At 46.9% G+C, this 23,823-nt stretch carries 23 protein-coding genes and 5 pseudogenes; 10 read left to right on the forward strand and 18 right to left on the reverse strand.

Annotated elements, in window-relative coordinates; translation table 11 throughout:
- Nucleotides 1-461: 461 nt before the first annotated feature.
- Both LP667_RS16225 and LP667_RS16840 read left to right on the forward strand, forming a co-directional pair.
- Complete coding sequence (locus tag LP667_RS16225; RefSeq protein ID WP_171284700.1) at nt 462-689, forward strand: BRCT domain-containing protein; 228 nt, start codon at nt 462-464, stop codon at nt 687-689.
- Between the two features lie 174 nt (nt 690-863).
- Nucleotides 864-1,349, forward strand: a pseudogene (locus tag LP667_RS16840) (replication initiator protein A); the annotation flags it as partial.
- Nucleotides 1,350-1,701: 352 nt separating this feature from the next.
- On the opposite strand, the gene LP667_RS16235 reads toward LP667_RS16840, so the two are convergent.
- From LP667_RS16235 to LP667_RS17190, 8 genes and pseudogenes are all read right to left on the reverse strand, one after another.
- Nucleotides 1,702-2,871 (reverse strand): relaxase/mobilization nuclease domain-containing protein, encoded by a 1,170-nt coding sequence (locus tag LP667_RS16235; protein WP_048001079.1) that lies wholly within the window; start codon nt 2,869-2,871, stop codon nt 1,702-1,704.
- Nucleotides 2,853-3,206, reverse strand: coding sequence for a plasmid mobilization protein (locus LP667_RS17185; protein ID WP_048001080.1), 354 nt, complete (start codon nt 3,204-3,206; stop codon nt 2,853-2,855). The genes LP667_RS16235 and LP667_RS17185 overlap by 19 nt, the downstream gene beginning before the upstream one ends.
- Before the next feature lie 467 nt (nt 3,207-3,673).
- Entirely contained in the window at nt 3,674-3,898 is a 225-nt protein-coding gene (locus LP667_RS16245) for a helix-turn-helix domain-containing protein (protein WP_024855736.1), read from the reverse strand.
- Nucleotides 3,899-4,010: 112 nt separating this feature from the next.
- A protein-coding gene (locus LP667_RS16250) for an IS5 family transposase (RefSeq protein WP_100223170.1) occupies nt 4,011-4,798 on the reverse strand; the annotation gives its coding sequence in 2 pieces (ribosomal slippage) (nt 4,011-4,540 and nt 4,540-4,798; 789 coding nt in all).
- A 74-nt stretch (nt 4,799-4,872) separates the two neighbouring features.
- Nucleotides 4,873-6,144 (reverse strand): FAD-binding oxidoreductase, encoded by a 1,272-nt coding sequence (locus LP667_RS16255; RefSeq protein ID WP_003581702.1) that lies wholly within the window; start codon nt 6,142-6,144, stop codon nt 4,873-4,875.
- Complete coding sequence (locus LP667_RS16260) at nt 6,141-6,899, reverse strand: FAD:protein FMN transferase (RefSeq protein WP_003581705.1); 759 nt, start codon at nt 6,897-6,899, stop codon at nt 6,141-6,143. Before LP667_RS16260 ends, LP667_RS16255 begins: the two co-directional genes overlap by 4 nt.
- Complete coding sequence (locus LP667_RS16265) at nt 6,896-7,360, reverse strand: FMN-binding protein (protein ID WP_016511778.1); 465 nt, start codon at nt 7,358-7,360, stop codon at nt 6,896-6,898. Before LP667_RS16265 ends, LP667_RS16260 begins: the two co-directional genes overlap by 4 nt.
- Nucleotides 7,361-7,616: 256 nt before the next feature.
- Nucleotides 7,617-7,841: pseudogene (locus tag LP667_RS17190) on the reverse strand (DUF536 domain-containing protein); the annotation flags it as partial.
- On the opposite strand from LP667_RS17190, the pseudogene LP667_RS16275 reads away from it, so the two are divergent.
- Nucleotides 7,823-8,203, forward strand: a pseudogene (locus tag LP667_RS16275) (protein TrsD); the annotation flags it as partial. The pseudogenes LP667_RS17190 and LP667_RS16275 sit on opposite strands and share 19 nt — an antisense overlap.
- Nucleotides 8,204-8,241: 38 nt before the next feature.
- Here the strand turns inward: LP667_RS16275 and LP667_RS17195 are convergent.
- From LP667_RS17195 to LP667_RS16315, 7 genes are all read right to left on the reverse strand, one after another.
- A complete protein-coding gene (locus tag LP667_RS17195; RefSeq protein WP_063721285.1) occupies nt 8,242-8,673 on the reverse strand; it encodes a hypothetical protein in 432 nt (143 codons plus the stop codon).
- 15 nt (nt 8,674-8,688) lie between these two features.
- On the reverse strand, nt 8,689-10,623 hold the full coding sequence (locus LP667_RS16290; RefSeq protein WP_056988638.1) for a hypothetical protein: 1,935 nt from the start codon (nt 10,621-10,623) through the stop codon (nt 8,689-8,691).
- 9 nt (nt 10,624-10,632) lie between these two features.
- Complete coding sequence (locus LP667_RS16295; RefSeq protein ID WP_003593323.1) at nt 10,633-11,580, reverse strand: glycosyltransferase family 2 protein; 948 nt, start codon at nt 11,578-11,580, stop codon at nt 10,633-10,635.
- Complete coding sequence (locus tag LP667_RS16300) at nt 11,562-12,233, reverse strand: phosphatase PAP2 family protein (protein ID WP_056988636.1); 672 nt, start codon at nt 12,231-12,233, stop codon at nt 11,562-11,564. The genes LP667_RS16295 and LP667_RS16300 overlap by 19 nt, the downstream gene beginning before the upstream one ends.
- A complete protein-coding gene (locus tag LP667_RS16305; protein ID WP_056988635.1) occupies nt 12,223-12,873 on the reverse strand; it encodes a VTT domain-containing protein in 651 nt (216 codons plus the stop codon). The genes LP667_RS16300 and LP667_RS16305 overlap by 11 nt, the downstream gene beginning before the upstream one ends.
- Nucleotides 12,874-13,089: 216 nt before the next feature.
- The gene (locus tag LP667_RS16310; protein ID WP_056988634.1) at nt 13,090-14,448 is read right to left on the reverse strand and encodes a sensor histidine kinase; all 1,359 of its coding nucleotides are present in this window, start codon (nt 14,446-14,448) and stop codon (nt 13,090-13,092) included.
- A gap of 9 nt (nt 14,449-14,457) precedes the next feature.
- The gene (locus LP667_RS16315) at nt 14,458-15,153 is read right to left on the reverse strand and encodes a response regulator transcription factor (RefSeq protein ID WP_003580213.1); all 696 of its coding nucleotides are present in this window, start codon (nt 15,151-15,153) and stop codon (nt 14,458-14,460) included.
- 167 nt (nt 15,154-15,320) lie between these two features.
- On the opposite strand from LP667_RS16315, the gene LP667_RS16320 reads away from it, so the two are divergent.
- From LP667_RS16320 to LP667_RS16330, 3 genes and pseudogenes are all read left to right on the forward strand, one after another.
- Nucleotides 15,321-16,244 (forward strand): IS30 family transposase, encoded by a 924-nt coding sequence (locus tag LP667_RS16320; RefSeq protein WP_003581777.1) that lies wholly within the window; start codon nt 15,321-15,323, stop codon nt 16,242-16,244.
- Nucleotides 16,245-16,355: 111 nt separating this feature from the next.
- Entirely contained in the window at nt 16,356-18,194 is a 1,839-nt protein-coding gene (locus LP667_RS16325; RefSeq protein WP_003577309.1) for a heavy metal translocating P-type ATPase, read from the forward strand.
- A 37-nt stretch (nt 18,195-18,231) separates the two neighbouring features.
- Nucleotides 18,232-18,450: pseudogene (locus LP667_RS16330) on the forward strand (tyrosine-type recombinase/integrase); the annotation flags it as partial.
- 17 nt (nt 18,451-18,467) lie between these two features.
- On the opposite strand, the gene LP667_RS16335 reads toward LP667_RS16330, so the two are convergent.
- Nucleotides 18,468-19,397 (reverse strand): IS30-like element ISLpl1 family transposase, encoded by a 930-nt coding sequence (locus tag LP667_RS16335; protein ID WP_024855727.1) that lies wholly within the window; start codon nt 19,395-19,397, stop codon nt 18,468-18,470.
- Nucleotides 19,398-19,674: 277 nt separating this feature from the next.
- A pseudogene (locus tag LP667_RS16340) lies at nt 19,675-19,932 on the reverse strand (transposase); the annotation flags it as partial.
- On the opposite strand from LP667_RS16340, the gene LP667_RS16345 reads away from it, so the two are divergent.
- Entirely contained in the window at nt 19,931-20,131 is a 201-nt protein-coding gene (locus LP667_RS16345; RefSeq protein WP_024855729.1) for a hypothetical protein, read from the forward strand. The pseudogene LP667_RS16340 and the gene LP667_RS16345 overlap by 2 nt on opposite strands.
- A 138-nt stretch (nt 20,132-20,269) precedes the next feature.
- On the opposite strand, the gene LP667_RS17325 is transcribed toward LP667_RS16345, so the two are convergent.
- Nucleotides 20,270-20,347: a putative holin-like toxin gene (locus LP667_RS17325; RefSeq protein WP_076661461.1), complete on the reverse strand. Its 78-nt coding sequence runs from the start codon at nt 20,345-20,347 to the stop codon at nt 20,270-20,272.
- A gap of 93 nt (nt 20,348-20,440) precedes the next feature.
- Here LP667_RS17325 and LP667_RS16355 point away from each other — a divergent pair, with 93 nt between their 5' ends.
- From LP667_RS16355 to LP667_RS16365, 3 genes are all read left to right on the forward strand, one after another.
- Entirely contained in the window at nt 20,441-21,493 is a 1,053-nt protein-coding gene (locus tag LP667_RS16355) for a hypothetical protein (RefSeq protein WP_056988815.1), read from the forward strand.
- Nucleotides 21,494-21,600: 107 nt separating this feature from the next.
- A complete protein-coding gene (locus LP667_RS16360; RefSeq protein ID WP_048001074.1) occupies nt 21,601-22,185 on the forward strand; it encodes a recombinase family protein in 585 nt (194 codons plus the stop codon).
- 359 nt (nt 22,186-22,544) lie between these two features.
- The gene (locus LP667_RS16365) at nt 22,545-23,750 is read left to right on the forward strand and encodes an NAD(P)/FAD-dependent oxidoreductase (RefSeq protein ID WP_002825823.1); all 1,206 of its coding nucleotides are present in this window, start codon (nt 22,545-22,547) and stop codon (nt 23,748-23,750) included.
- Nucleotides 23,751-23,823: the final 73 nt, after the last annotated feature.

The raw sequence follows: 23,823 nt of genomic DNA on the forward strand, positions 1-23,823 counted from the left end.
CAAGGTCATCTGTACGGCTGGGTGGTGAATGGTGAGCGCGACCATTAACGGCGCGGGTGGTAAAACGAAGCTTCGGCTTGGTGCCACTGATTAGTTGGTGATCGAACAAACATAAATACGTATTACCAACGCCTGCTAGGGCGTTTTTTAGTAGGCTAAACCGAAAACGTAGGTTTATAATGAGTGGTGGTAGCAATACCGCAATTGTACAGACAAGCGACGGGCGTTAACGACCGACGAACTAAGGGGAAACTTTTAGTAGTAGAATTGTACTCTGGTTCAGTTATTCCAAATAACTGTTTCCAGGGAACAATTCTGCGCTCAAAACGTCACTCCCTCTAAACTGAATGGAAAACCATAACCCGTCAAGTCAAAACCAACATTAGAATCAAGAAAGTTGATGATTTAAAATGCTTGATTTAAGAGATTGTGAGATTGCTTTTACCGGACGTCTAACTACCATGACTCGGGATCAAGCTTTTAGTTTGGCGAAAGTCTTTGGGGCGAAACCACAAAATTGGGTTACGAAACAGACAGATTATTTAGTGGTTGGGTTAATTGAGACGGCTTTAGGTGAGGAGCCCATCACAAAAAAGTTATTGACGGGAACACCAACGATTTCAGAACGGGATTTTTTGGACTGGTGTCAGGCACGATTGGCGCAATGGTCTAGGAGTTTAGGCGGTTAAATTCACAAAGTGAGTTACTGATTTTTTTGGGATTTTTCATCTAGACCACTCCTCTACCGTCAAATTTCACAAAGGCCAAATAACGGATCGTTGTTTTATCAGGGTGAATGGTGGTTACTTGGGATAAGCCCCATTATGTGAAGTAGAAATTGGTATACTAAAAAAGGCTCCCGGATAGATACTCAAAAGTTGGACTTTTCCACAGCCAATTTCTCACCAGCAGAAATTCAAAAGCAAAACCAGGATTTGGTGAACCATGCTAATGATTTCTTAACTGACGAAGATAGTGGCTTACCGGTTTTCTTAGAACCCGAAGCCGTGCAATTACTAAGTTTCTGGTGCCGCACTCCGCAACAAATGCGCCGGTTTATTGGTATCATCCTGAATGCTAAATATCGAGTTGAAAAGGATCATCAAGATATTGGGGTTCTAATCCCACTGGACGATGAAGAACTTAAACCTTTGATGACTAAAGCCTTGAGACGCTACTTTAACGCCCTGAGAAGCAATGAGAAGCACATCAAGAACGTGGAAAACTACTTGTACGGCACCATGCAAAACCTATTTGGCGTTTGGTGGAATAAACAAGCAGCTAGAGAATATGCGGCCAAACACCCCGAAGAATTCAAAGAGCAAGAGGCTCATTCAGATTGGCTCTAAAATCGTTTATCAGCCGTTTTAACTAACTGACAGATAAATACACCAAGCTTGGTTTGAAATGGCTAAGAAACTATAAATACGGCCAATAATAAGCAAAAAAATGAGTTAATTGGTTCTAAAGACCTGATTTTATGCAAATAGAGATCTAAGTCGTTTTAACCATGAGATAAAATTATCAGTAATTTAGATCATAAAATCCTGCAAAATTGCTGTTAATTAACTGAAATACCTGGTTAATAACCAGAAAACCAGGCCCGTTAGTATGCCAGTCGGGATTACCGCTAACAAATAATTCTTAATTTCATACCACGAGAACCGCTTTTTCGTGGCTTGTAACTGCTGATCCACTTGATCAGCGACTTGGTCCATCGTCTCTTGAATGGTCTGGTTCACTTGGTCGCTGAGTTGGCTGAGGCGCTGGTTGTTTTGGCCTTGCTCGGTTTGAATCTGTTTGAGGGCGGTCAGGTTTTGCTGACTGATCAGGTTGGTCTGCTTTTGGAACACTGCGTAGGCGTTTTGTAAGGTCTGTTTTAATTGGGCCTGCGAGCTGGCGTTGTTGCTGTCTAAGTTGTTTAAGGTCATCTGAAACTCTTGGTTGACTTGTCGGGCGGTCTGTTCGATCTGATGAAGCTGTTGATCGAGGGACGTTTTGGCTGTTGATTGTAGTTGAATCTGAGTGCCCTGGTAATTCCGGAGTTCGGTCAGGGTCTGATTGAGTTGGGTCAGTTGTTGCGTTAATGGCTCGTTTGGGTTGCTGGTTGATTCTTGATTGGGTTTGTCGGCTTGCCAACTCATTAAAAATCGTCTCCTTTTCATAATCGATCCCGAGCTTAGTGCCCCGAGACTTGTAATTGGTGCCTAAAAGCTGATAGGTGAGATTCTTCCCACGCTCCCATACTTTGACTGCCTGCTGCTTCAAATCGTCTTGAAAGGCCTGAAAATCGCGAATAAGGGGGTTCTGCATGGTGTGATCGACGGCTTGGCGGATTTGATCTTTCCAAGTGGGCTGCTGTTTAGCCCGGAGCTTAATTTCAGCCATCGAGCGTTTCTCGTGACGGTTGGGATCGGGTTGCGTGACCATTAAGCCATGTTCCTGGCAGACTTGATCCGTAATGTGGACTAAGTGATCGCGATATTGATGCCAATTACCGTGCATTTTTTGACCGGTTTCCAGGTTAATCGCACCAATGACGGCATGAACATGCAACGAATCGGTATCGGCATGTTCATAAAGGGCCACCTGTTGATTGGGATAGGCTTTGGCATAAACTTCTTTGGCAACGGCTAAAACAGTTGTCTGATCATGAGGATCTTGCGGATTAAATTCCAACGGGCTAAAGGCAATCCGGCTGGCATACGCTTGGGTTTTACCAGAATTGCCATAGACGGCCCGTACTTGTTTAAATTCGCTTTTAGCGTACTGAATATCTAAATTGAGGCCATCTTTTTTGACGGCCCGTTTTTCAGCGTAATTGACTAACCGGGACGCGCTGGTGGAACGTTTTATGTGAGTTGTTGCCATACGCGCTGCACCTCGTTTTGCAAGTCTCTTAATGCTTGGGGATCGACTTGACCACCTTGATTAGCATGATGGGCTAATTGATTGAGATTGCCGCCAATTTTAGCTAATTGATGAGTGATGTTTTGGGCATCTTGGGCGGCAATTTTAGGGGTAACTAAGCGCGCCCCCTGTGCCTTCTTTTTGACAAAAGCCGGCACGGACAGATTTAAAGTTTGCGCCGATCGCGCCAGCTTTAAATAGTCCGGTTCACTCACCCGAAAATTAATTTGTTTGCTAGCCTGACGATGAACCTGAGTCGTCTTTTTTGTGCTAGCCAGATTTTGCAGTTCGTTCACAAGTCCCACCTCCGTTGCCCTACGGGCAATGTTATTCGAGATATCAAAAGTCGGGTCAGCCGCAGGCTGACTACCTCCTAATGATAATCGAATAACAGAGGCTTGGCAAGCAACCCGCATGATAGCCACAAGACTACGTTTGTGGCAGCTGCGGTGCTTGCAAGGGGGACAGCTAACGCTCCCCCTTGACCCCCAAGTTAGCTGCGCAATGCCAAAATGGTTAGCCGGTTGGCTAGCCATTTTTTGGCAAATCTTCGCGTTTTTTACTCAAAATTGCTATCGGAATTTGAGAAAAAAAGTCTTCCAGACAGGGGCTGTCGGCCGAATGATTTTGCATCATGAGCATGCCTTCAGCAGGAGCCTTTCAGGCAGAGTTTTGCGCAAACGGCGCAAGCTAATTTAGCTTGATCAAAAAAGCAGCAGTTGATTTAATCAACTGCTGCCAAATCCCCCTTTAAAGGTCTAACTTATTGAGTAAATTCAATTTTAATTGTTTTACCCATAGCATGGGCAATTTCAGCTAGTTTATCAAACGTTACATTATCGCCACGTTCGATTCTAGCAATGGTGGATTGAGGGACGTTTGCTCTTTCAGCTAAATCGGCCTGAGTTAGGCCAGCTTCTTCACGAGTATGATACAACGCTAAGGCACTGGCAGATTTTTCCTTTAAGTAGCAGCCCTGCCATTTCATCAATCCACGATCGTGATAATCATGTTCAAAGAAGTTGCTAACCGCGTCTCAGGAACTAGTTTACATCCAAACAATGTCATTGAAATTTTGAATCTAGTTTCTTAGATGCTGTCTAAAATCTCTTAAGTAATAGTGCTAAAAACGCTAAAACGACCATTTGCAGACTGGTGGTTAATTGACGCTCACAATTTTTCCAAAGTCGCCGACAATTCTCTAGCCAACTAAAAGATCGTTCGACTACCCAACGTTGGGGCATGACTTCGAATCGATGCAACTCATTGCGCTTCGCAACCTGCACGGTTGCGTTTAAATTACTGGCTACATCGAGCTGAAAATTAACGCCTGAATAACCACCATCAACTAAGACATTTTGAACCTGGCGTAAATGCATGGCATGTAAAGCGATCATTGCACTGGCCCCGTCTCGATCAGAGACGTTCGCTCGCGTCATGTGAATGGCCTGCGGAAAGCCATTGATATCAACTGCCAGATGGCGCTTAATCCCCGAGATTTTCTTACCAGCGTCGTAACCTTTGTTTTCAGCAGTAGCGGTGTTTTTGACGCTCTGAGCGTCAACGATAATAAAGGAAGTTAAAGCTGAACGTCCTTGGTAAGTTCGCCGAGCAATGACAATTTTTTTAAAACTTGTTCCAATAAAGAATTAGCCGTAGGCTCAGCTTTAGTTGACCAAATTTTGTAATAGTTGTAAACTGACCGCCATTCTGGGAAATCACCGGGGACTTGACGCCATTGGCAACTGGTTTTCAAGACATATAGGACCGCACAGAAGACCTCGTAGAGGTCATATTTTCGAGGCTTAGTTCGCTTACGAAAATTTTCTAAAGCTGGTCGAATTAATTCAAATTGTTGCCGAGTAATATTGCTGAGATAATTTTTCATAGCTTAAACTCGCTTTTTACATAGAAGTATATCAAAAATCATAGATCTTGGACAGCTTCTTAGAATTGCGATCATTACCAGCTAAACTCCTCATAGTATACTCGTTCCTCATTGATCCCATTATTCAGCAATTGTTTTTGCCAACTCTGCCCCAGCGCTAGCGGGCCTGACAACAGATAGGTTACATTGGGTCGAATAAGGTCACGCGGTACACTGCGGAAAAACCGCCCTTGCTGAATGTGCACGGTTAAATTGTTTCGTTGTGCTGCCAAGGTTTCAATTTCCTGTTGGTAGATCAACCCTGCCTTGCTATGGGCGGAATAATACAGAGTGATACGGCGGTTTGGCAGCCCACGCATTAATGAAATCATTGGAACTATACCGCTACCGCCCGTAACTAGAACCAACTCGTCATCAGGATGTTGTTTTATGATGGGGTTAAACCGACCATAACCGCCATCGATCAAAACCTTTGACCCTACCTTGGCGTGTTGAACGGCTCGGGAAAAGTCACCGTCTCCGCGAATTGCCAGCGTAATGGTTCCGTCTACTACGCTGTTCAAAATGGAAAATGGATGCAATTCTTTCAGGTGGTCAATGTTAGGAAAATTAATAAATACGTAGTCACCAGGATACAATTTCAGTGCATGATGCGACTTGAATTGAATCGTCAGCTCATAGAAGTTAGCTGCAATGGGTTGAATGGCTGTGAGTTTTCCTTGGGCTAAGCCGTATCGACTGCGCAACTTTTGTAGTAGGTAGGCACCCGTCACAAAAATGGTGTAGCCATTAAACAACCAAATATAAATGGTCATATTAGTGATATAGCTGATCAGTTGAACGTGGATGAAAACGAGAAGCACTGCAATCAAATTTAGCCTGTGAATCCATACGGATAACTCATGTTTAAACAAGATTTCCAATTGTTTTTTCAACCATAGCAACGGCTTGAACCGACTTGTTAGCCAGCCGGCCATAAATACCAAAGAATAAACCAGTAATCCCCAAAAGAGGTCAAATGCCCAGTTGCCAGTGGTTTTAATCCATCCATATGAACTTGTGCCTTCCTTGTGTAAGTAAGCTAATGCAATCGCAAGCATGCTGAGAACACCGTGGATAAAATAGATGCTGGGTAGGCCAATTAGTCTGTCAAGCCATTTCGGTTTGGTTGCCAAATATACCGCCAGTAGCATCCATACATAAGCGATCGATCCTATTTGAATTGCAAGGGACGTGCTGGTGTATAGACTGGGCAGTTCTACTGCCATGGCTTGAACCAGTGGCAGTGGAATAACAAAGAGGATCACGCCCCAAGTCAGAATTTGCCATACGGTCATTTTTTTCATGACTGGTCACCGTCAATCATGATCAATTTGTGAGCTGCTGTGAGCAAAATAGCGTTCAACTTGTGCGTTTCAGCAAAGGTTTGAAACGGTATTTGGCCCATGGAAATTGCGGTTGTGGCCAACATGTCGGCATCAATTAAGTTTGTGGCAATGATCGTGGCTTGGGTCAGGGTATTTGCCGAATCAAGCCGGCGAATATGGTCGCCCCTTTTTGACGATCCCGAAGTGGCCACCGCGCCATTGGCGATCTTGATCTCCCGAAGCATTTGGCCAGTATCTTCTGGGTCTTCGATACCAATCGGCCATTCGTACCCGCTGTCAACCAGCGCGCCAACCCGAATATCACCGGCACCGTTTAGGGCCACCGCGATGGCTCCGGTATTAAGCAACGGTTTTAGGTAAGTTTGAAATGCTCTTTCGATGGCCCACCCTTTTACGATGCCGGTGGGGTCGTATTGACCACTAAAGTTTGCGGTAAAAGCCCCGCTTGTCATTTCTTCCGCGATGACTGTCAAAGCAAAAACTTCCTGAAATTCAGCGTTAAAGTTAGTAACGGCGAGTGAATGACGTTGGTATTGGGTAACTAGCGAATCTGAGCGAAATGGTGAAAATAGATGGTCCACATGATCGAGATATGTTTGAATAAGAGTAACTGTTGTATGCCAACGTGATTCTGATAAGCTGTCGGGTTCACTAACAATCATAATGGTAAATGGCATTGTCATGGATTCAATTGTCTGCTGGTAAGTTTTCATTGGTCATTCGCCGCCTTTTTCAATGCGTTTTTCAGGGATCCGGTGAAGCCCTTGTATGTTTCACTGGCACCGGAAACCAACTTAATATTGGCACTCTGCGCAGTAATTGCTTCAGACTTATACGTCGGCAATGCCTGACTGCTGATCTGCTTATCGCGACGATTAACGTTTGGATATTTCAGAACAGTAACCTTAGTCAATTTGCCATTGGTCACAACCGCTTGGACCTGCACGTTGCCCCACTGAGTACTGACAGTTGAGCCAGTATACGTGCCATCCTTGTATTTTCTGGTTGAAGTCTTGCTGGTAGAGTTGGGACTGGACGATGTGGTCGTTGTACTCGATTGAGACGTCCTTTGAGCATCAGAACTAAGCTTTCCTCTAATAAATAAAAAGTAGTTATCGATGATGATGGCTGTCACAATCGCGAAGGTCAAGATCCCCACAACAAATTTTTTCATTGTATTCACCTCTAGATATAATTATATCTAAATATAATATATGAAATTTTTGCATATAATATATGAAATTTTGCCGGTTGTTCCTTAAATTTAGCTTAAAGCAATTTTTTACTGAAACTTGAAAGAGGCTGGGACATAAGTCCCGCCGATAAATAAACTGAGACGGATTTTGGTTCTATAATATTTGGTACTGATAGAAATTTTTCTATCCTAAGTACCAATTTTTATTTTATGCCTTGAATTTACACTTTAATTTTTACCAAAAATGCCACCAACTCTTATTGGGTTTATTTTTATGCATTCTTTTTTGTTTTTCACTATTCGACAAGGCATCGTCCTTGTCGTTTGATTGTTGCTGCTGATCTATCAATTTTGTTAGATGATCTATTTGGCGGTCTTTGCTACTTATTTGTTGGTCTTTGGCAGCAAGCTGTTTGTCACGTTGAGACTTTAAATCTTCTACTTCTCGTCTTAGAACCGACGATTCCCGTCAATATGACGGCTTATCTTAATGGTCTCAAACGGCGGTATTTCGCCTTACAAAAAGGCCACCCGGAGCAACAGTTCAAAATCCAGCTCATAGCCAGTTACTTGGATCACTTTACTAAAGTCCAAGAATCCAAAAACATGACGACTAAGCAACATCTGCTAATCGTTAAGGTGCCAATTAAGGACAAAAGTGTTAAGAGCTTAAACATAGCGGTCACTCATTTAGACGAAAAGATCGAACAGGTTAAACGGGATATTGAAAATGCGTTAACGGACTTTGATGTGACGGCCAAAGTGTTGACTAGTCAAGAAGTCCAAGAGATTTTAAAGAACTTGATCAATTTTAATGGATAGGAGGCAACAGTATGAGTTTTGGTGATAAGGTCATTGATTTATTTATGCCAACTAAAAAAGAAAGACATCAAGGCAACCGCGGGTCGATTCAAATCGCCGGGCCGGTGAATGTGCTGACTGGCTTCACCGAGGGACTGAATGACGGGACCAAGGAAACCGTTGATGTCAAAGTTGACCGGCACCGCATGTACGAAGAGTTCGTCGCGTTCGAAGCGAAAATTAGTTTGCTGAAGCCGTAATTGAGCACGATGACGACGACCTGGTCGATCAGCTTCACAATCAGCGGCGAACCGTGCATTAAGGTGAGGCCGATGAACAAAATCGCCGTGTCCGCCAGCAGTGACGCGCCGCGCAAGGTGAGTCAGGCCGAAGAACAGCACCACATTAATGCCGGTGGTGAAGCCCCCAACAATCAGGTAGCGCAAGGCTGTACCGTGTTTGCTGTAAAGGGTAGTGATTGGTTTTTCCATAAAAAGGCTCCTTTCTCAGCGCTGCATGCAGGTATAAATCAACGAGGCGGTGGGCTGTGATTGGCCGTTCACCGTTAGCGGGTGAGCAGCGAGCTGATAATGGTAGGTGTGGGTCACATCGACCTGCTGGCCGCGGGTGGTGAGGTTTTGAACGGTAATCCGATATTGCCCAGCGGCGAGCTGGTGGTGCAGGCGGGCCACACTGCCAGCCATCGTTAACCGATAATGTTGCCCGGTGGCAAGGTTAGTGAGGGTGACTTGCACCTGACTACCAGCATGAATCTGAACGGAAAAATAGTTCGCTGGCGCGTTCACATCGACCACCTCTGCCAGCACGGTGCCTGGCGTCACGGCCTTGGGCTTGGCGTGATACTGCACGGATAGCTGACTGCGCTGGGCGGCAATCACTTGCTTTTGTGGCAGCTGAGCGCCAAGCACACCAGCGGCCCCAAAGACGACGAGTAAAGCAGTGGCGCCATTGAGGAGGCTAGCTTGGTTCGCCCAGCGGGGACGCGACTGGCTGGCCTGACGCGGGATGGCCGCCAAAGCCACCCAGAGCAGCGGCAAAATGGCTTGACCATAGCGCGGTTCAACTTCCCACAGTAGGGTGTGGAAAGCCAGGTAGCCAAGGGCAGTGGTCACCGCCAGCAGTGCAAGGATTTGATGCGGGTCGGTCAGATCTGGCCGCCACCGTAAGAGCTTCAGCATCAGTGCGCCCCACATGAGCAGGGTCGCGGCCACATAGCCAATCACGGTCAGTCCCTGATAGAAGCCAGCATGATTACTGTACCAACTAGGCGCGGCGCGGAAGCCGCCGTTGTACCAGCGCTGAATGCCTTGGACATTGAGCACGATGCCTAACTTCACTACCCACAACCGGATGACGCCAACCACCCCGAGAGTTTTGATGCGCTTGGGGATGGTTTTCAAATTGTACCGCTGGCGGGCGGCTTGGCTGGGCAGCTTGATAGCACGTCCGACATCCTTGCCGGAGTAGCCGCCGTTGCTGTGCTGGTTGTAGCCCATCAAGATCCAGTTGGTCGCCGGGAACGAAAAGGCGGTGCGGGGTTGATAATTGGCTGCCACGTCAATGACTTTGGTCGCCGGCAGACTCAGCCCGAAGCCCAGCACAATCAAGAGGATGGGCAGGGTCAGTTTGGCTTGTCGCCAGAGGTGCTGACGGGCCAGAATCAGGCCGACAATCAGCAGAGCTGGCAACAAGACCACCAGATTAGGCTTGAGCATGGCGCCGAGCATCACGGCAACAACTAGTCCGCTGCCGGCAAACCAGCGCTGGCGCGATGTTTTCTGCGACCAGTTCAGCAGGCTGCGTATGATGATGAGCAGCACCAGCATCGTCGGTAAGTCGGAGTAAAAGACTTGCAGGTAGTAGGTGTAGGCAAACGGCGACAAGGCAAAGAAACCGAAGGCCACGACCAGCAGGCTGGCGCGCTGGCTGAGCTGCCAAATCGTATGCAGCGCCAGGGCAATAAAGCTGTCCAATACCAAGATACTCAGCAGGTGCACCGAAAGATTGGTGCTTAAGCCCACCAGTTGCGTCAGCCGCAACCACAGGGAGAGCAGATAAGCCAGCGGCACGTTATTGGCGTAGCGCCAGAAGTAGGTGATATCCCAGGTCATGTGGCCGGCGGCGAGCTGGTCGGCTTGCGACAGTACCCGGTACGGATCGTGGTAAACGGTGTTGGGCATCACGTGCAACACGACCACCTGGGCAATCAGCATCGCCAGTAAGCCAAGGCCAATGCCCCAGCGTAGCTGCCTTGTAGACAAATGGTCAAGTCGGGGTGCCCCGAAGTAAAGCCCCGCGCCCAGGAGCACTACCACCAACAGCGCCGGCACCCCGAGCACACTGGTCAGGTTACCGATGCTGCCAATGAGCAGGCAGAGGATTAAAATTGCTGGCAGAAAGGCGGGTTTAATCTTTTTCATACCCTCACCTTAATCCAGAATCGTTTGCACCGTGTAGCGCGGGCGATGTTTAACTTCGGTGGTGAGCTTGCCGATGTATTCACCAATCACCCCGAGGCTGATCATTTGGATGCCGCCAACGAACCACAGCGACACCATCAACGCCGACCAGCCGTGCACGGTGAGCCCCAGCATTTTCATGACAATGGCGTAAACCACCATGCCCACCGCCAGTAGGCAAGACAAGGTACCCAGAATGAGAATGAGCCGCACCGGCGCAATCGTTAGGCTGGTGATGCCGTCCCAGGCAAAAGCCAGCATCTTTTTCAGCTGGTACTTGGATTCGCCGGCCATGCGCGGCGTGCGCTTGTAGAAGACTTCGGCAGTTTTGAAGCCGAGCTTAGGAATCAGGCCGCGAATGAAAATGTTGCGTTCTGGATACTGCAGGAAGGTTTCAACGGCGCGCTTGGACATCAGGCGGAAGTCGGCGTGATTGGGCACGATTTCGACGCCCAGCAGCTTGAGTGTCTTGTAGTAGCCTTGGGCCGTGGTGCGCTTGAACCAGCTGTCGGTTTCCCGGTTGTTCCGGACGCCGTAGACGATGTCGGCGCCATCCGCATAGGCATCCACCATGTCGCCGATTTTGTCGGGATCATCTTGGAGGTCGGCATCGATGGTGACAATCATATCGGCGGTTTTCACGGCTTCACTCATGCCGGCGATCAGCGCCGACTGGTGGCCGAAGTTGCGGGAAAAACGCAGTCCGCGCACGCGAGAATTCATGGCGTGCAGTTTTTCGATGATGTCCCAGGTGTGATCCATGGAACCATCATCGACGATCAGGATGTCGGCACGCTGACCGAGGACGGTTTGCGCGGCGATTTGGTCTTCAACGGCCAGTAATTTTTGCACCGAGGACGTCAGTACCTCTTCTTCATTGTAAGCAGGAACAACAATCGTTAATTTTGATGTGGCCATGATTTCAACATCCCTTCCGGTAAAAACTGCCGCATTTTAGCTTGAATAAAGGCTTCCGCAGGTGTGACCAGCAACCACCAGCCGCTAGCTAAGCAGACACTGGCGAGCACATCAGAGAGGTAGTGGTCGCGCAGATACACCCGCGATATCGCCACCATCGCGATCCAGCCAATGCCAATCAATACAGTAATCAGCTGGGTTTCTTGATCTTGAATGTGCGGCAGGCAGAGCGTCCACAAGGTGAACACTAGCAGCGCCGTGCAAAGCGTGTGGCCGCTAGGGAAGCTAGCGCCGTGATCCAGCACCAGCTGATGGAGCGGGCGACTGCGGTCAATCAGTAGCTTGAAGCCTTCCGTAATGGCGGAGCCGCCGAGCTGCAGACCGGCAAACCATAGGCTGACGACCGGTCCTTGCTGGAGCCACAACCACAGGCAAAGCAGCGCAGTGAGACCGACGACGGTGGCAGGACTGCCGAGGGTGGCAACGACTTTGAAAAGCGCGGTATTCATTGGATCGATGGCGCGCGTGGCCAAAGTGCTGGCCGCCGCGTCCAATTGCGCAAGCCAGGCGGCATGCGTGATGACACCAAGGGCTATGGCGGCAAAGGCAATCAGGCTCATCCCGCCTAGCAATGTTTTGGTTTTAGTCGGCATCGTCGGCACCTCCGCGATGGCGCAGCGCCATGAAGGCGGCAGGCGCTAAGGAAATGACCACGATGGCCAGCATGATCAGTTCGAAATGGGTTTTGACGATGGCAATATTGCCGAACAGGTACCCAGCGCCCAGCGCCACCGCCACCCATGTCACGCCGCCAAGCACGTTGTAGGCGGCAAAGTCGCGGTAACGCATCTGGCTCACGCCGGCAGTGAAGGCGATGAAGGTGCGGATGATCGGCATGAAGCGGCCGAGGAAAATCGCAGCTTTGCCATGCCGGTCGAAGAAGCGCTGCGAACGTTCGAGGTAGGCCGGTTTGATGAAGCGGCTGAGTTTCGCACTGTGCGCGAGGCGCAGGCCGAAGTGCTCACCAATTTCAAAGTTCAGTGAATCCCCGAGTACCGCGGCCACGCTGAGTAAGCCGAACAACACCCAGATGTTCAAACTGTGATTAGCCATTGCCGCCAGCGAGCCGCAGAGAAATAGCAGTGAGTCGCCAGGCAGAAAGGGCAGGACGACGACGCCGGTTTCAATGAAGATCATGGCGAACAAGCCAAGATAGATGAGTGAGCCGAATTGACTGATGAGCTGCGGCAACAATTGATTAAGGTTAGGTAGCAGCGTAATGAATGCGGTCATGATGTGTTCCCCCTTGACTGGACTTTCAGGATGAACCCAGCATAACAACAATCCCGCGGTGCGCCCACTCATGAAAACTAACCCGAAACTCAATAATCTTCAGCTTTCACCGCGGCAGTGCCAGTATCAAGGGTGATTTAGCTGAAAAATATTCAGATTACTAATATTCGGCGCAAAAAAACCGCTCAAAAATATTTTTGAGCGGCATGAAAAAGTTTATTTGGTGGAGAAAATCAACGTGAAAATGGTGCCCTGCGGCTGATCGTCGGCGACCGTCAGCTCACTATTGCTGAGCTGAGCGAGTTGCGTGGCAATGGCTAGCCCTAAGCCGGTGCCAGCTACCGTGCCGCGCACATCGGCGCTGCGGTAGAAGCGCTCGAAGATGTGGCTTTTATCTTCAGCACTGATGCCGCTACCTTGATCTTTCACCGCCAGGGCCGCCGCCTCATTAGCCTGTTGGGTGAGGGTGACGGTAATTTGGCTGGCCGCTGGCGAATACTTCGCGGCATTGGTGACTAGGTTGACCAAAATTTGCTCAATCGCGCTTTCGTTGCCGGTGATATGGATGTCAGGCTGAATCTCGGTGGTGACGGTTTGTTCGAAGGTCCCAGCAATTTTTTGCATGATGGTAGTCACTATGGCACTGAGATCAAGCGGGGTCAGGTCAAGCGCGAGCCGGTCGGCGCGGGAAAGTTGCAGGAGCTCATCAATCAACTGCTGCATTTGCCGGGATTCCTCGGTGATGTAGCCCACCGACTTGGTAATGATTTCCGGATGGTCCTCGCCGTGACGTTCGATCAGCTGGGCGTGGCTGCGAATCGTGGCAATCGGAGTGCGCAGCTCATGCGCCGCGTTCATCACGAACAGTTTTTGCTGCTCCTGGCGTTCATTCAACATGCTCAGCAACTCGTTGAAATTACCCGCGAGTTCCGTCACTTCAGTCGGTTGCGCCGGGACCGGTAGCCGCATCGCGCCAGGTTCTTTGGCGCCGGCAATCATCTGGGTCGTGTGAGACAGCGTGGTCAGAGGATCCGTCAGTCGCTTGGTCAGCTGGCGAATGTACAGCGGCGTGGCCAGCAGCGTCACCGCCAGCAGGATGGCAGTGACTTCAATCACCCGCAGCAGCACCGCCAGCTGGGGATTCGTGTTTTGCCACAACGTGTAGTAAATCCCGCGCGCGTGCACCATGCGATGGTACAGCAGCCCGATGCCTGGGCGATAATAGACATTGGTTAAAAACGGCACCTTAGTGGGGGTCACTTTTAAGACTTTTTCCGCGTGCGGGGAGAAGTATTGGCTGACCTTGGCATCGGCGCGCTTGTTGTGGACATAAACATAAGTAGCGCTGGTGTCCAGGGTGCTGTTTTTGCGCCAGCTTTCCCAGTCATCATCGCCATCAATGTCGGTTTGCTTGAGACTGGCGGTGATATGACTGGTGGTGGTTTGAACATCTTCCAGCAGCTGATGGCCCACGGCGATGATGATGGCAGCGCCAAGCAGCAAGGTGACAATGATGATGAAGCGCATCAGGCTGCGTAGCATGATGGCTGCGCTAGATTGTTTGTTTTTTTTCATATTAGGGCCTTATTCCGCCACGTGTTCGGAAAGCATGTAGCCCACGCCGCGGACAGTGTGAATCAGCTTAGGTTGGTTGGGAGTGTCGATTTTGCTCCGGAGATTGCGGACATAGACGTCCAGGATGTTTGGCTGGCCGTCAAAATCGACCCCCCACACCGTGTCCAGTAAATCTTCCCGCGAACAGGGCTCGTTTTGATGACTGATGAGCGCCACCAGCAGCTCGTATTCTCGCTGGGTGAGGGGGATGATGGTACCGCCCCGGGTGACGCGTTTGGTGTCCGTATCCACATTCAAATTGCCAGCAGTATACACGGCGGCAGTGGTGGCCGCCGGCTGCGAATGGCGCAGGGCCACTTCGACCCGGGCAATCAGTTCTTCCATTTCAAATGGTTTGGTGACATAGTCGTCGGCGCCGCCGGTCAGCCCGGCCACTTTATCGCCGATGTAATCGCGCGCCGTCAGCATGATGATCGGCACCTGGCTGGTTTTGCGAATGCGGCGCAGCACACTGAAGCCGTCCAGGTGCGGCAGCATCCAGTCCAAAATGATTAAATCAATCTGGGCCTCGTTTTGCCGGAACATGTCCAGCACGATTAGGCCGTCATTGGCCCAGAGCACATTGAAGTTCTCGAGCTCGAATTCGGTTTTGAGTGAGTCGGCTAAGCCCGCCTCGTCTTCGACTAGTAAAATGGTGGATTTCAATGGTCTTCTCCCTATGTGAATCGTGGTACTGTCAAACGTGCCTGTATTTACCTTGTTTTATTTATTAGGCAGATTGTAAAATTTAAGTTGAACATTTAAGTGGACAGAAAAAACCATCAAGGTCTTTACTGGTGTTACCACACAATCCATTAGAAAGAAGGACCTTGATGAGCACCACTATTTTATCATTCCAGAACCGTGTTGTCATTGAAACGCTTCATAATGAAGGACGTTCCTTGCGATACATCGCTAACTACTTAGGCTTTAGTAAGACCACCATCTTTAACGAACTTCACCGGCTAAATAGTGAGTACCAGGCTGGGCTAGCGCAAACTGACTTTGAACGAAAGGTTAGTCAACGGGGGCGGAAGTCTTCGCTCACTAAAAAACTTAAACACTTGATCGAGGGAAAGATTCAAGTCCAGAAGTGGTCCCCTGAACAAGTTGCCCATGTGGTGGGGATTGCCTACAAGACGGTCTATAACTGGATTGATCAAGGATGGCTTGATATACAGTTGACCGATTTGCCTGATCATGGAATTCGTCGTCATCGTGCTAAAGAAAAGCGTGGTACGTTCAATCACGGCCGCTCCATTGAGGATCGGCCTCATAAAGTCGAAACTCGCCAGGAATTCGGCCACTTTGAAGCTGATACCGTACTTTCTGGTAAACGTAAAGGTCAAGCTGTGGCTACTTTTGTGGAGCGTAAGAGTCGCCTGACAATTGTTAAACGGCTCCATGGTCGCGACAGTCAGTCCATGACTCAAGCCGTACTTGAACTAGCTAGTCAACTTCAAGACAAGCTCAAGACGCTTACCGTAGATCATGGTAAAGAGTTCGCTAACTATCAGACAATTGAACGGCGAACTGGTACACAGGTTTATTTTGCCCATGCCTATTCACCGCATGAAAGAGGCAGTAATGAGAACCGTAACCGAGTTTTGCGGCGCTTTATTCCCAAAGGCCAAGCCATTGAAGAACTAAGTGATCACCAATTGGTTCAAATTAATTGGTATTTGAATTCACGGCCACTTAAATGTCTTAATTGGCATACACCAATCGAGATCTTCTTGCTTAATTTACGTCATTAAATTCGTTCAAGTTATTTCTTGCAATCTGCCGTTTGAATAAATTGCATTTCATGTTAGGATTATAACAATCATAGAGGAATCAGTTACATAACACAAGAGGAGGGGTTTTCGATGCGCCATTATTATAAACTCACGTTAACGGTCAGTGTCGGGATCATTGCGCTAATTCTTCAGTTTGGCTTTCACCAACAGCTGGCTGCCCAGCTGATTATTACGTTGTGGGGCTCCGTTATGGCCCTATCAATGCTGGTTGAGATGGTCAAAACGTTACGGTCCGGTAAGTACGGCGTCGACCTACTTGCAATCACTGCCATCGTCGCCACCCTGGCTGTCAGCGAGTATTGGGCCGGCCTAGTGGTCCTAATCATGCTGACCGGTGGGGATTCTTTGGAGGACTACGCTGCTAAGCGTGCCAACACCGAATTAAAGGCTTTGCTCGATAATTCACCACGGACCGCACACCGCATTCAGAACGAACAGTTAACCGATATTGCGGTCGAAGACGCGGTCGTGGGGGATCAGTTAGTGGTTAAGCCTGGCGAACTGGTGCCCGTCGATGGTCACTTGATCGATGGCACTGCCATGTTTGACGAATCTTCACTGACTGGGGAATCCAAGCCGGTTGAAAAAGCCGTCGGTGATGATTTAATGTCCGGAGCGGTCAACGGCGATAGTGCCGTTACGATGATCGTTGACAAGCTCGCCGCCGATAGCCAGTACCAGCAACTGGTCAAGTTGGTGAAAGAATCTGAATCACGCCCCGCCAAGTTCGTACGGTTAGCCGATCGGTACGCGGTTCCGTTTACCTTAGTTGCGTACGTGATTGCGGGCATCGCTTGGCTCATCAGCGGTGATCCGCACCGGTTCGCCGAAGTTCTGGTCGTAGCTTCACCGTGTCCATTAATTCTGGCCGCACCAGTCGCCCTCGTCTCAGGCATGAGTCGCACTAGCCGGAACGGGATCGTCGTTAAAACTGGTGACATGCTTGAAAAAATGTCGACTGCCAAATCGGCCGCCTTTGATAAGACCGGAACGATCACTAGCGGCCAACTAACCGTGAATGACATCGTTCCCCAGGCTGGTTTTACCCCAGATCAGATTTTACACTTGGCCGCCAGTGCCGAACAAAATTCCAGCCACATTTTAGCCCGTTCCTTAGTTAAATTTGCCAACGACCAACCCCTCAGCCCCGTCGCCGACCTCGAAGAAGTCACCGGTAACGGGGTCACCGCCACGGTCGACAACGCCGTCGTTAAAGTCGGGAAGCTAAAATTCGTCGATCCAGCAACCACGACGGCACCACTCGCACAAACGGCGATTTACGTCGCCGTTGATGGCCGTTACGCCGGCTACGTGACCTTTATCGACAACGTTCGGCCAGAAGCCGCTGCCACGTTACAAGCCCTGCACGCTGAAGGCGTTAAAAACGTGATGATGCTGACCGGGGACCAACAAGCGATTGCCGACAACATTGCCGAAGCCGTCGGAATCGATACGGTGGCTGCCGATTTACTTCCGGCGGACAAGATCAAGCACTTAAAGGCCGTTACTAAGGATGAACGTCCGGTTATCATGGTCGGCGACGGGGTCAACGACGCCCCATCACTGGCCGTGGCGGACGTCGGCATCGCCATGGGGGCGCACGGTTCCACCGCGGCCAGTGAATCGGCCGACGTCGTGATTTTAAAGGACGACCTCAGCCGCGTGGTCACCGCGATTCAAATTGCCAAAGACACCATGCAAGTGGCTAAGCAGGCCGTTTGGATTGGGATCGCCATCTGTACGATTCTAATGCTGATTGCCAGTACCGGGATCATCCCGGCCCTCTTCGGCGCAATGCTTCAAGAAGTCGTTGACACGGTTTCGATTCTTTGGGCACTCCGAGCTTTACGTGACCGCCCAAATTCCAACGTTAAACCGCTCAAACCAACGACCGTACACCAAAACTAAGGACGTGACACTATGCCCCAATTACCCGAATGGCTCCAAAATTATGAGTAAGGTTGGCGATCTATTAGGAATTAATTATCTAGGTACTCATACAATGCGCAAAACTGGGGCTTATCGTGTTTATACGCAATCAAATTACAATATTGGCCTAGTCATGCACCTACTAAATCACTCAAGTGAAGCCATGACTTTAGCTTATTTAGGCTTGGATCAAGCAAGTACAGAAAACATGTTGAACCAAATTGATTTTGGGTAAATTGGTAGATTGCAAATTTAATCCGAATTTTTGGACAAATTTGTCAGCATAACCTGATACGGTGTTTGCCAGTCGAGTATTTTAAGCGGTCGCTGGTTAATTTGGAGTAACGTCGTCGTTAAATCTTGAGCACTAATGTGCTCAAAACGAGTCCCTTTAGGATAAAAATAACGTAAATTCCGATTAAAGCGTTCATTACTACCACGTTCAGCTGGCGTATAAGCATGGCAGTAATAGGTCTTAATACCATATTGTGATTCAAGTGATACTAGCCCACTAAACTCAGTGCCACGGTCCACAGTAAAGCTGTGCACCGGACCATTAAAAGTGGTTAGGAACTTAGTTAGTGCTTCATTAACAGTCGCTGTCGTCCGATCTTTTAACCGGTATGCCCAAAGGAACCGTGATTTTCGATCGATTAAAGTTAATAAAACTGCCTTACTATGCCCACGAGGACCAACGACTGTATCTAGTTCAAAATCGCCGATGCGATTACGTTGATTAATCATCATGGGACGCTGTTCAATTGATCGCCCCAAAGATTGATTATATTTGGATCGTTGGTCAACGTTACGCCGTTGGCGTACGCCATGTTCAGGTAGATCATTCAAGGAGAAACCAATTCTCCCCTGATTTAGCCAATTATAAATAGATTTAGTAGCTAGTTTAAATTCGTGAGCAATCATTCCTGGTGACCAGCTTAGACGTAAATGGTTGAGAATTTTTTGCTTTAACTCATCGCTCAGCTTAGTTTTCCGACCACATCGTGATCGCTTGTATTCGGCATCTGTTTGTGCTAATTCAGCCTGATAAGGTTGACATCGAGATAATTCATAAGAAATTGTTGACGGTGATCGGTTCAGCCGAACGCCCATTTGGATATTGGACAGCCCTAGTTCACAAAAGATTTCGATTTTAATTCGTTCGGAATAGGTTATACTAGACAAAAGATCAGCTCCTAAAAGATGGGTTTGTGGTAAACACCATTTTAAAGGAAGCTGATCTTTTTTGTCCGAACAGCGTTCGGATTAATTTTACAATCTACCATAAATCAACCTTTCTTGGCTTAGTCCGCTTACGTATGCCTTCTAGATCTGTCCGGATTAATTCAAATTGTTCACGAGAGATATCGCTACTATAATGGTGTGCAAAGCTTTTCATGGATTAAAAACTCCTGTTTTTGATCTAATTTAACTAAAATCAAATCGAATGTCAAAGTATCCAAACACGTTCTAATAGCGAATCAGCTGTCGGGTCTGGTTTATCTCGCCACATATCGTAATAGCGGTAGACGGTATGCCATTCCGGGAAATCGTGCGGTAATTCACGCCATTGACACCCTGTAGTAAGCGAGTAAAGGATGGCATTGAATACGTCATAAAGATCATAACGACGCGGTCTTGTATGCTTGCGGAAGTTTTCTAAATCAGGTTGTATTAACGCAAATTGCGCTCGAGAAATATTGCTTGGATAATCTGGCATGACAAACTCCTCAGTCGGTTTTCCACAATTCTACCAGATTCAGCAGATACTAGACAGGTTCTTAGGACTAAAAAATAAGTTAAATGATTTACACCATGAAATCAGTAATCGAACGCAAAAACAACTGAAAGCATTTGCTAAACAGAATCCAGAAATTAAACAACCAGATTCTGAACCTGATCAAAGCCTAAAACGTTAGCCAGTTTTTAAGGGACATGCTATAATGTAATAGAAAAAGGAAGTCCCGCTAGAACAGGGCTTCCCATGTAGAGCCGTTAAAGACGGTGGCAGATTTTAACGATATTTAATAACCGCTAGCTGACCAGAGCTAAGGCGGTTATTTTTTTTGCTGACTTTTGATCAGCTCAACAATTAATGCGATTAAGGCCACGATAAAAGTACCGAAAGCCAGCATTAATTGTAAAGCGTCCGCAACGGACACCTAGGCTACTCCTTTCGTTAGGATTTATGGGCTTTAAAGGTTTAACACCATAAGCACCACCTCCGATTGGAAATAGCCACCGCCTTAACTTCTCTACAAAATACCATTATACAGGGAATCTATATCACTATCCAAGTTTTCAAACAAATTTGCCTGATCGCTATATTACTAGTGAGAACCAATTTAAACGGATTAACTTTCAGGTTAATCCTTATATTACTAGTAGGACACGGACAAAATTTGAAAGAAGGCTTTAAAACTTGGTGGCGTAGAACAGTAAGGCGCTTGATAATTATAAAAATAATAATACAAATGCAAACAAATAAGAAAGAAGATTTTATAATGTTGAAAGTTATACAATTATTTATAGGTCAATCATGGGAACTAATTTTAAATATCATCCAATGGATTAGCATTAACATATCGGTAGGTTGGTTAGCATTCGGATTAGCAGTAATAACATTTTTAAGAAATCGTCACAGGAAGCTGAGACAATCTTTTGAATACTCCTCAGGAAACAACAATTTTGAAACAGCTATTTCCATATATAATGACAGTTTAGGAACTGAAGCGTCTCAACTGCTAGGAATAATGGTTACAGACAAGAAATTCTATCTATATCGAAAGTTGTTGCCATACATCATTCGAGTAAAACTTAGATTGTGCAAAGACAGCAATAGTAAGACTACGCATACGACAAGGTCTTGGACATATCGCTTATTTTTATTGTTTATAGATAAGATAAAGTCTAAGAACTATAAAAAGCAATATGAAGATAAGGACTTATATCCTTACCTTCAAATGGTGAATATCCAAAATGGCGATGAAATTGCGGCGACTGGTTTTATTCCCATCAAAAGTCACGAAATGAGAACTATTGTTATTCCTAAAGGGCGCTTTTTAGACGCAGTTAAGAATCGTCTTACGTCTAATTATAAAGCATTAAAGCGCTTCGTTAATAAAAAGCCCGTTTATATTTATTTCATATATCAGACCATGAGTGGCACAGTGAAGGAATTTGTCGTTGAAACAGATTATCAAGACTCCTTGGGAAAAGATTTAGATATGGAATATTTAACAAAAATTCTTGCTGTTCAAGATAAATATAAAACAAAATAAGTTCATATCAAACGGCCATTAGGGTATACCCTAATGGTCTTTTTTATTTCTGTGCTATACTAGGAATTACAAGTGTTCATTAGAACTGTCCAAAAGGAGAATTGGAAATGGCTAAAATCGGTTATGCACGTGTGAGTTCCAAGGAGCAACATTTAGATCGACAGTTAGCGGCTTTAAAAGACGTTGATAAATTATTTACGGATAAATTAAGTGGGGCTAACACTAATCGGCCAGAACTGCAAAAAATGCTGGCCTATATTCGTGAGGGTGATATTGTAATGGTCACTGAATTAGATCGCTTAGGCAGAAACAACCATGATTTGACTAAGATCATGAACTCCATTCAAAATAAGGGTGCCACCCTAGATGTGTTAAATTTGCCGTCCATGACAGGGATTGCTGACCCAAATTTACGTCAACTGATGACCAACTTGATTATTGAACTCTATAAGTATCAGGCCGAAAGTGAACGTAAGCGAATCATTGAGCGCCAGCAGCAAGGGATTGCCTTAGCTAAGCAGCAGGGTAAATATCATGGGCGCAAACCCCAATACACCCAAGACGATCCCCGTTTGCAACATGCCTTTAAACTTTATCAAGCAGGCATGAGTGACATTGATGTTGCCCGTAATACAGGGATTAAACGGACGACCTTTATCAGATATCGAAAGAAATTCAATATACAAAGATGATGTTTACATGAGAGAATCATAGCAGAGCGGACCACTTGAAACTTCTAACTCCACTAAAATCCGAGAAATGACCAAGAAAAATGACAACTCTTCGAATATTGTTACTTCAAATTAAAATCAAAAATGATTACCTTAAAAATTGAGGTTTTTTAATTAAAATAATATTATTTTATGCTGTGTTATCCGCAATTCTAAATCTGGATCATAGTGATATTTGATAGCTTTGTAGCAGTATGTAAATAAAATTATTATTCTGATAAAAGCAAGCAACGATTGACAATTCTGAGCGTTATTTTTCGAATCATGGCGTTTTTATATTACAATGATCCTAGAAAAAGTAAAGTTATGGAGGCGATTAGATGAGTGATTTGGATCAGACAAACAGCTATCGATACGTCATTGTTGGTGGCGGAGTGGTTGCTGGCTATGCCATCAAGGGAATTCGACAGGAAGATTCAGAGGGTGAGATCTTAATTATTTCGCAAGAGGCGGATGTCCCATATGAACGACCGGCACTGAGTAAAAAACTATGGCTAGATGATGAATTTACTGAAGAGAACATTCAGATTGGTGCTGAAAATTATCCCAATGTGACTTTTAAGTTCAAGACAACGGTTACGGCTATTAATCGGCAAGATAAGGTCATTACATTGGCCGATAGTGAGCAAATCAAGTATGAACAGCTATTGCTAGCAACTGGCGGAGAACCTAGACAAATCCAGGGACCTTCTGATCCACATGTGCTAGTCTTTAGACAGTGGTCAGATTATCGCAAGTTACGTAAATTTAGTGGTCCGAACAAGCGAGTTGTGATCATTGGTGGTGGATATGTTGGTACAGAGCTCGCATCGTCACTGACCCAAAATGAGACTGAAGTTACGATGATTTTTCCAGAAAAAGCGCTGGGTGAGGGTAAATTTCCTGAGTCTATTCGGACTGAGTATGAAGCCACGTTCAAACGCAATGGTGTCACACTGATGAGTGGTCAGTTTGTCCAATCATATCAACGCCAAGGTGACCACTTGACTCTATTGACAAAGGATGGTACGGTGATCGCAGCCGATACGATCATTGTTGGGTTAGGCGTTACGCCGCGGATTAGTTTAGCTGAAGACAGTTGTTTGGATTTAGCTGATGGTGGTGTGAAAGTTAATGAGTATCTCAATACTAGTGACCCAGCCATCTGGTCTGCGGGAGATATTGCCTCTTATCCAGATCACATCTTGGGTCGGCAACGGATTGAGCACGTGGACCATGCCCGACTTTCTGGTGAATTAGTTGGCCGTAATATGGCAGGTGCTCACATGAGCTATCAGCATACCCCATACTTCTATTCCATGATTTTTGATATTTCCTGGCAAGCAATCGGTAATATTGATCCTAAATTGCAATTGATTTTTGATCGGCGAACGCATGGATCGCTTGTCTATTTCATAGATACCGATAAGTTAGTTGGTGTTTTAGTTTGGAATGTTAAGGTGAATCTTGATGATGTTCGCGCATTGCTTGCGAACGCTCCAGCTACAGATGATCTGGTGGGCTCCATTCGAGAGAAGAAGGCTTAGTATCTGGATGAGATATCGGTGAATCATTGCGTCATCACGAATGTACTTTAGAACAAAATGGCCATCATTAACG

Origin of the sequence: Lactiplantibacillus paraplantarum (genome assembly GCF_003641145.1) — a bacterium.
GTDB lineage: Bacteria > Bacillota > Bacilli > Lactobacillales > Lactobacillaceae > Lactiplantibacillus > Lactiplantibacillus paraplantarum.

Bases quoted from the DNA above. Each gene is read 5' to 3' on its own strand.
- LP667_RS16225 (WP_171284700.1), top strand. From the start codon at position 462: ATGACTCGGGATCAAGCTTTTAGTTTGGCGAAAGTCTTTGGGGCGAAA.
- LP667_RS16235 (WP_048001079.1), bottom strand. From the start codon at position 2,871: ATGGCAACAACTCACATAAAACGTTCCACCAGCGCGTCCCGGTTAGTC.
- LP667_RS16245 (WP_024855736.1), bottom strand. From the start codon at position 3,898: ATGAAATGGCAGGGCTGCTACTTAAAGGAAAAATCTGCCAGTGCCTTA.
- LP667_RS16255 (WP_003581702.1), bottom strand. From the start codon at position 6,144: ATGAAAAAAATGACCGTATGGCAAATTCTGACTTGGGGCGTGATCCTC.
- LP667_RS16260 (WP_003581705.1), bottom strand. From the start codon at position 6,899: ATGAAAACTTACCAGCAGACAATTGAATCCATGACAATGCCATTTACC.
- LP667_RS16265 (WP_016511778.1), bottom strand. From the start codon at position 7,360: ATGAAAAAATTTGTTGTGGGGATCTTGACCTTCGCGATTGTGACAGCC.
- LP667_RS17195 (WP_063721285.1), bottom strand. From the start codon at position 8,673: ATGGAAAAACCAATCACTACCCTTTACAGCAAACACGGTACAGCCTTG.
- LP667_RS16290 (WP_056988638.1), bottom strand. From the start codon at position 10,623: ATGAAAAAGATTAAACCCGCCTTTCTGCCAGCAATTTTAATCCTCTGC.
- LP667_RS16295 (WP_003593323.1), bottom strand. From the start codon at position 11,580: ATGGCCACATCAAAATTAACGATTGTTGTTCCTGCTTACAATGAAGAA.
- LP667_RS16300 (WP_056988636.1), bottom strand. From the start codon at position 12,233: ATGCCGACTAAAACCAAAACATTGCTAGGCGGGATGAGCCTGATTGCC.
- LP667_RS16305 (WP_056988635.1), bottom strand. From the start codon at position 12,873: ATGACCGCATTCATTACGCTGCTACCTAACCTTAATCAATTGTTGCCG.
- LP667_RS16310 (WP_056988634.1), bottom strand. From the start codon at position 14,448: ATGAAAAAAAACAAACAATCTAGCGCAGCCATCATGCTACGCAGCCTG.
- LP667_RS16320 (WP_003581777.1), top strand. From the start codon at position 15,321: ATGAGCACCACTATTTTATCATTCCAGAACCGTGTTGTCATTGAAACG.
- LP667_RS16325 (WP_003577309.1), top strand. From the start codon at position 16,356: ATGCGCCATTATTATAAACTCACGTTAACGGTCAGTGTCGGGATCATT.
- LP667_RS16345 (WP_024855729.1), top strand. From the start codon at position 19,931: ATGACAAACTCCTCAGTCGGTTTTCCACAATTCTACCAGATTCAGCAG.
- LP667_RS17325 (WP_076661461.1), bottom strand. From the start codon at position 20,347: ATGCTGGCTTTCGGTACTTTTATCGTGGCCTTAATCGCATTAATTGTT.
- LP667_RS16360 (WP_048001074.1), top strand. From the start codon at position 21,601: ATGGCTAAAATCGGTTATGCACGTGTGAGTTCCAAGGAGCAACATTTA.
- LP667_RS16365 (WP_002825823.1), top strand. From the start codon at position 22,545: ATGAGTGATTTGGATCAGACAAACAGCTATCGATACGTCATTGTTGGT.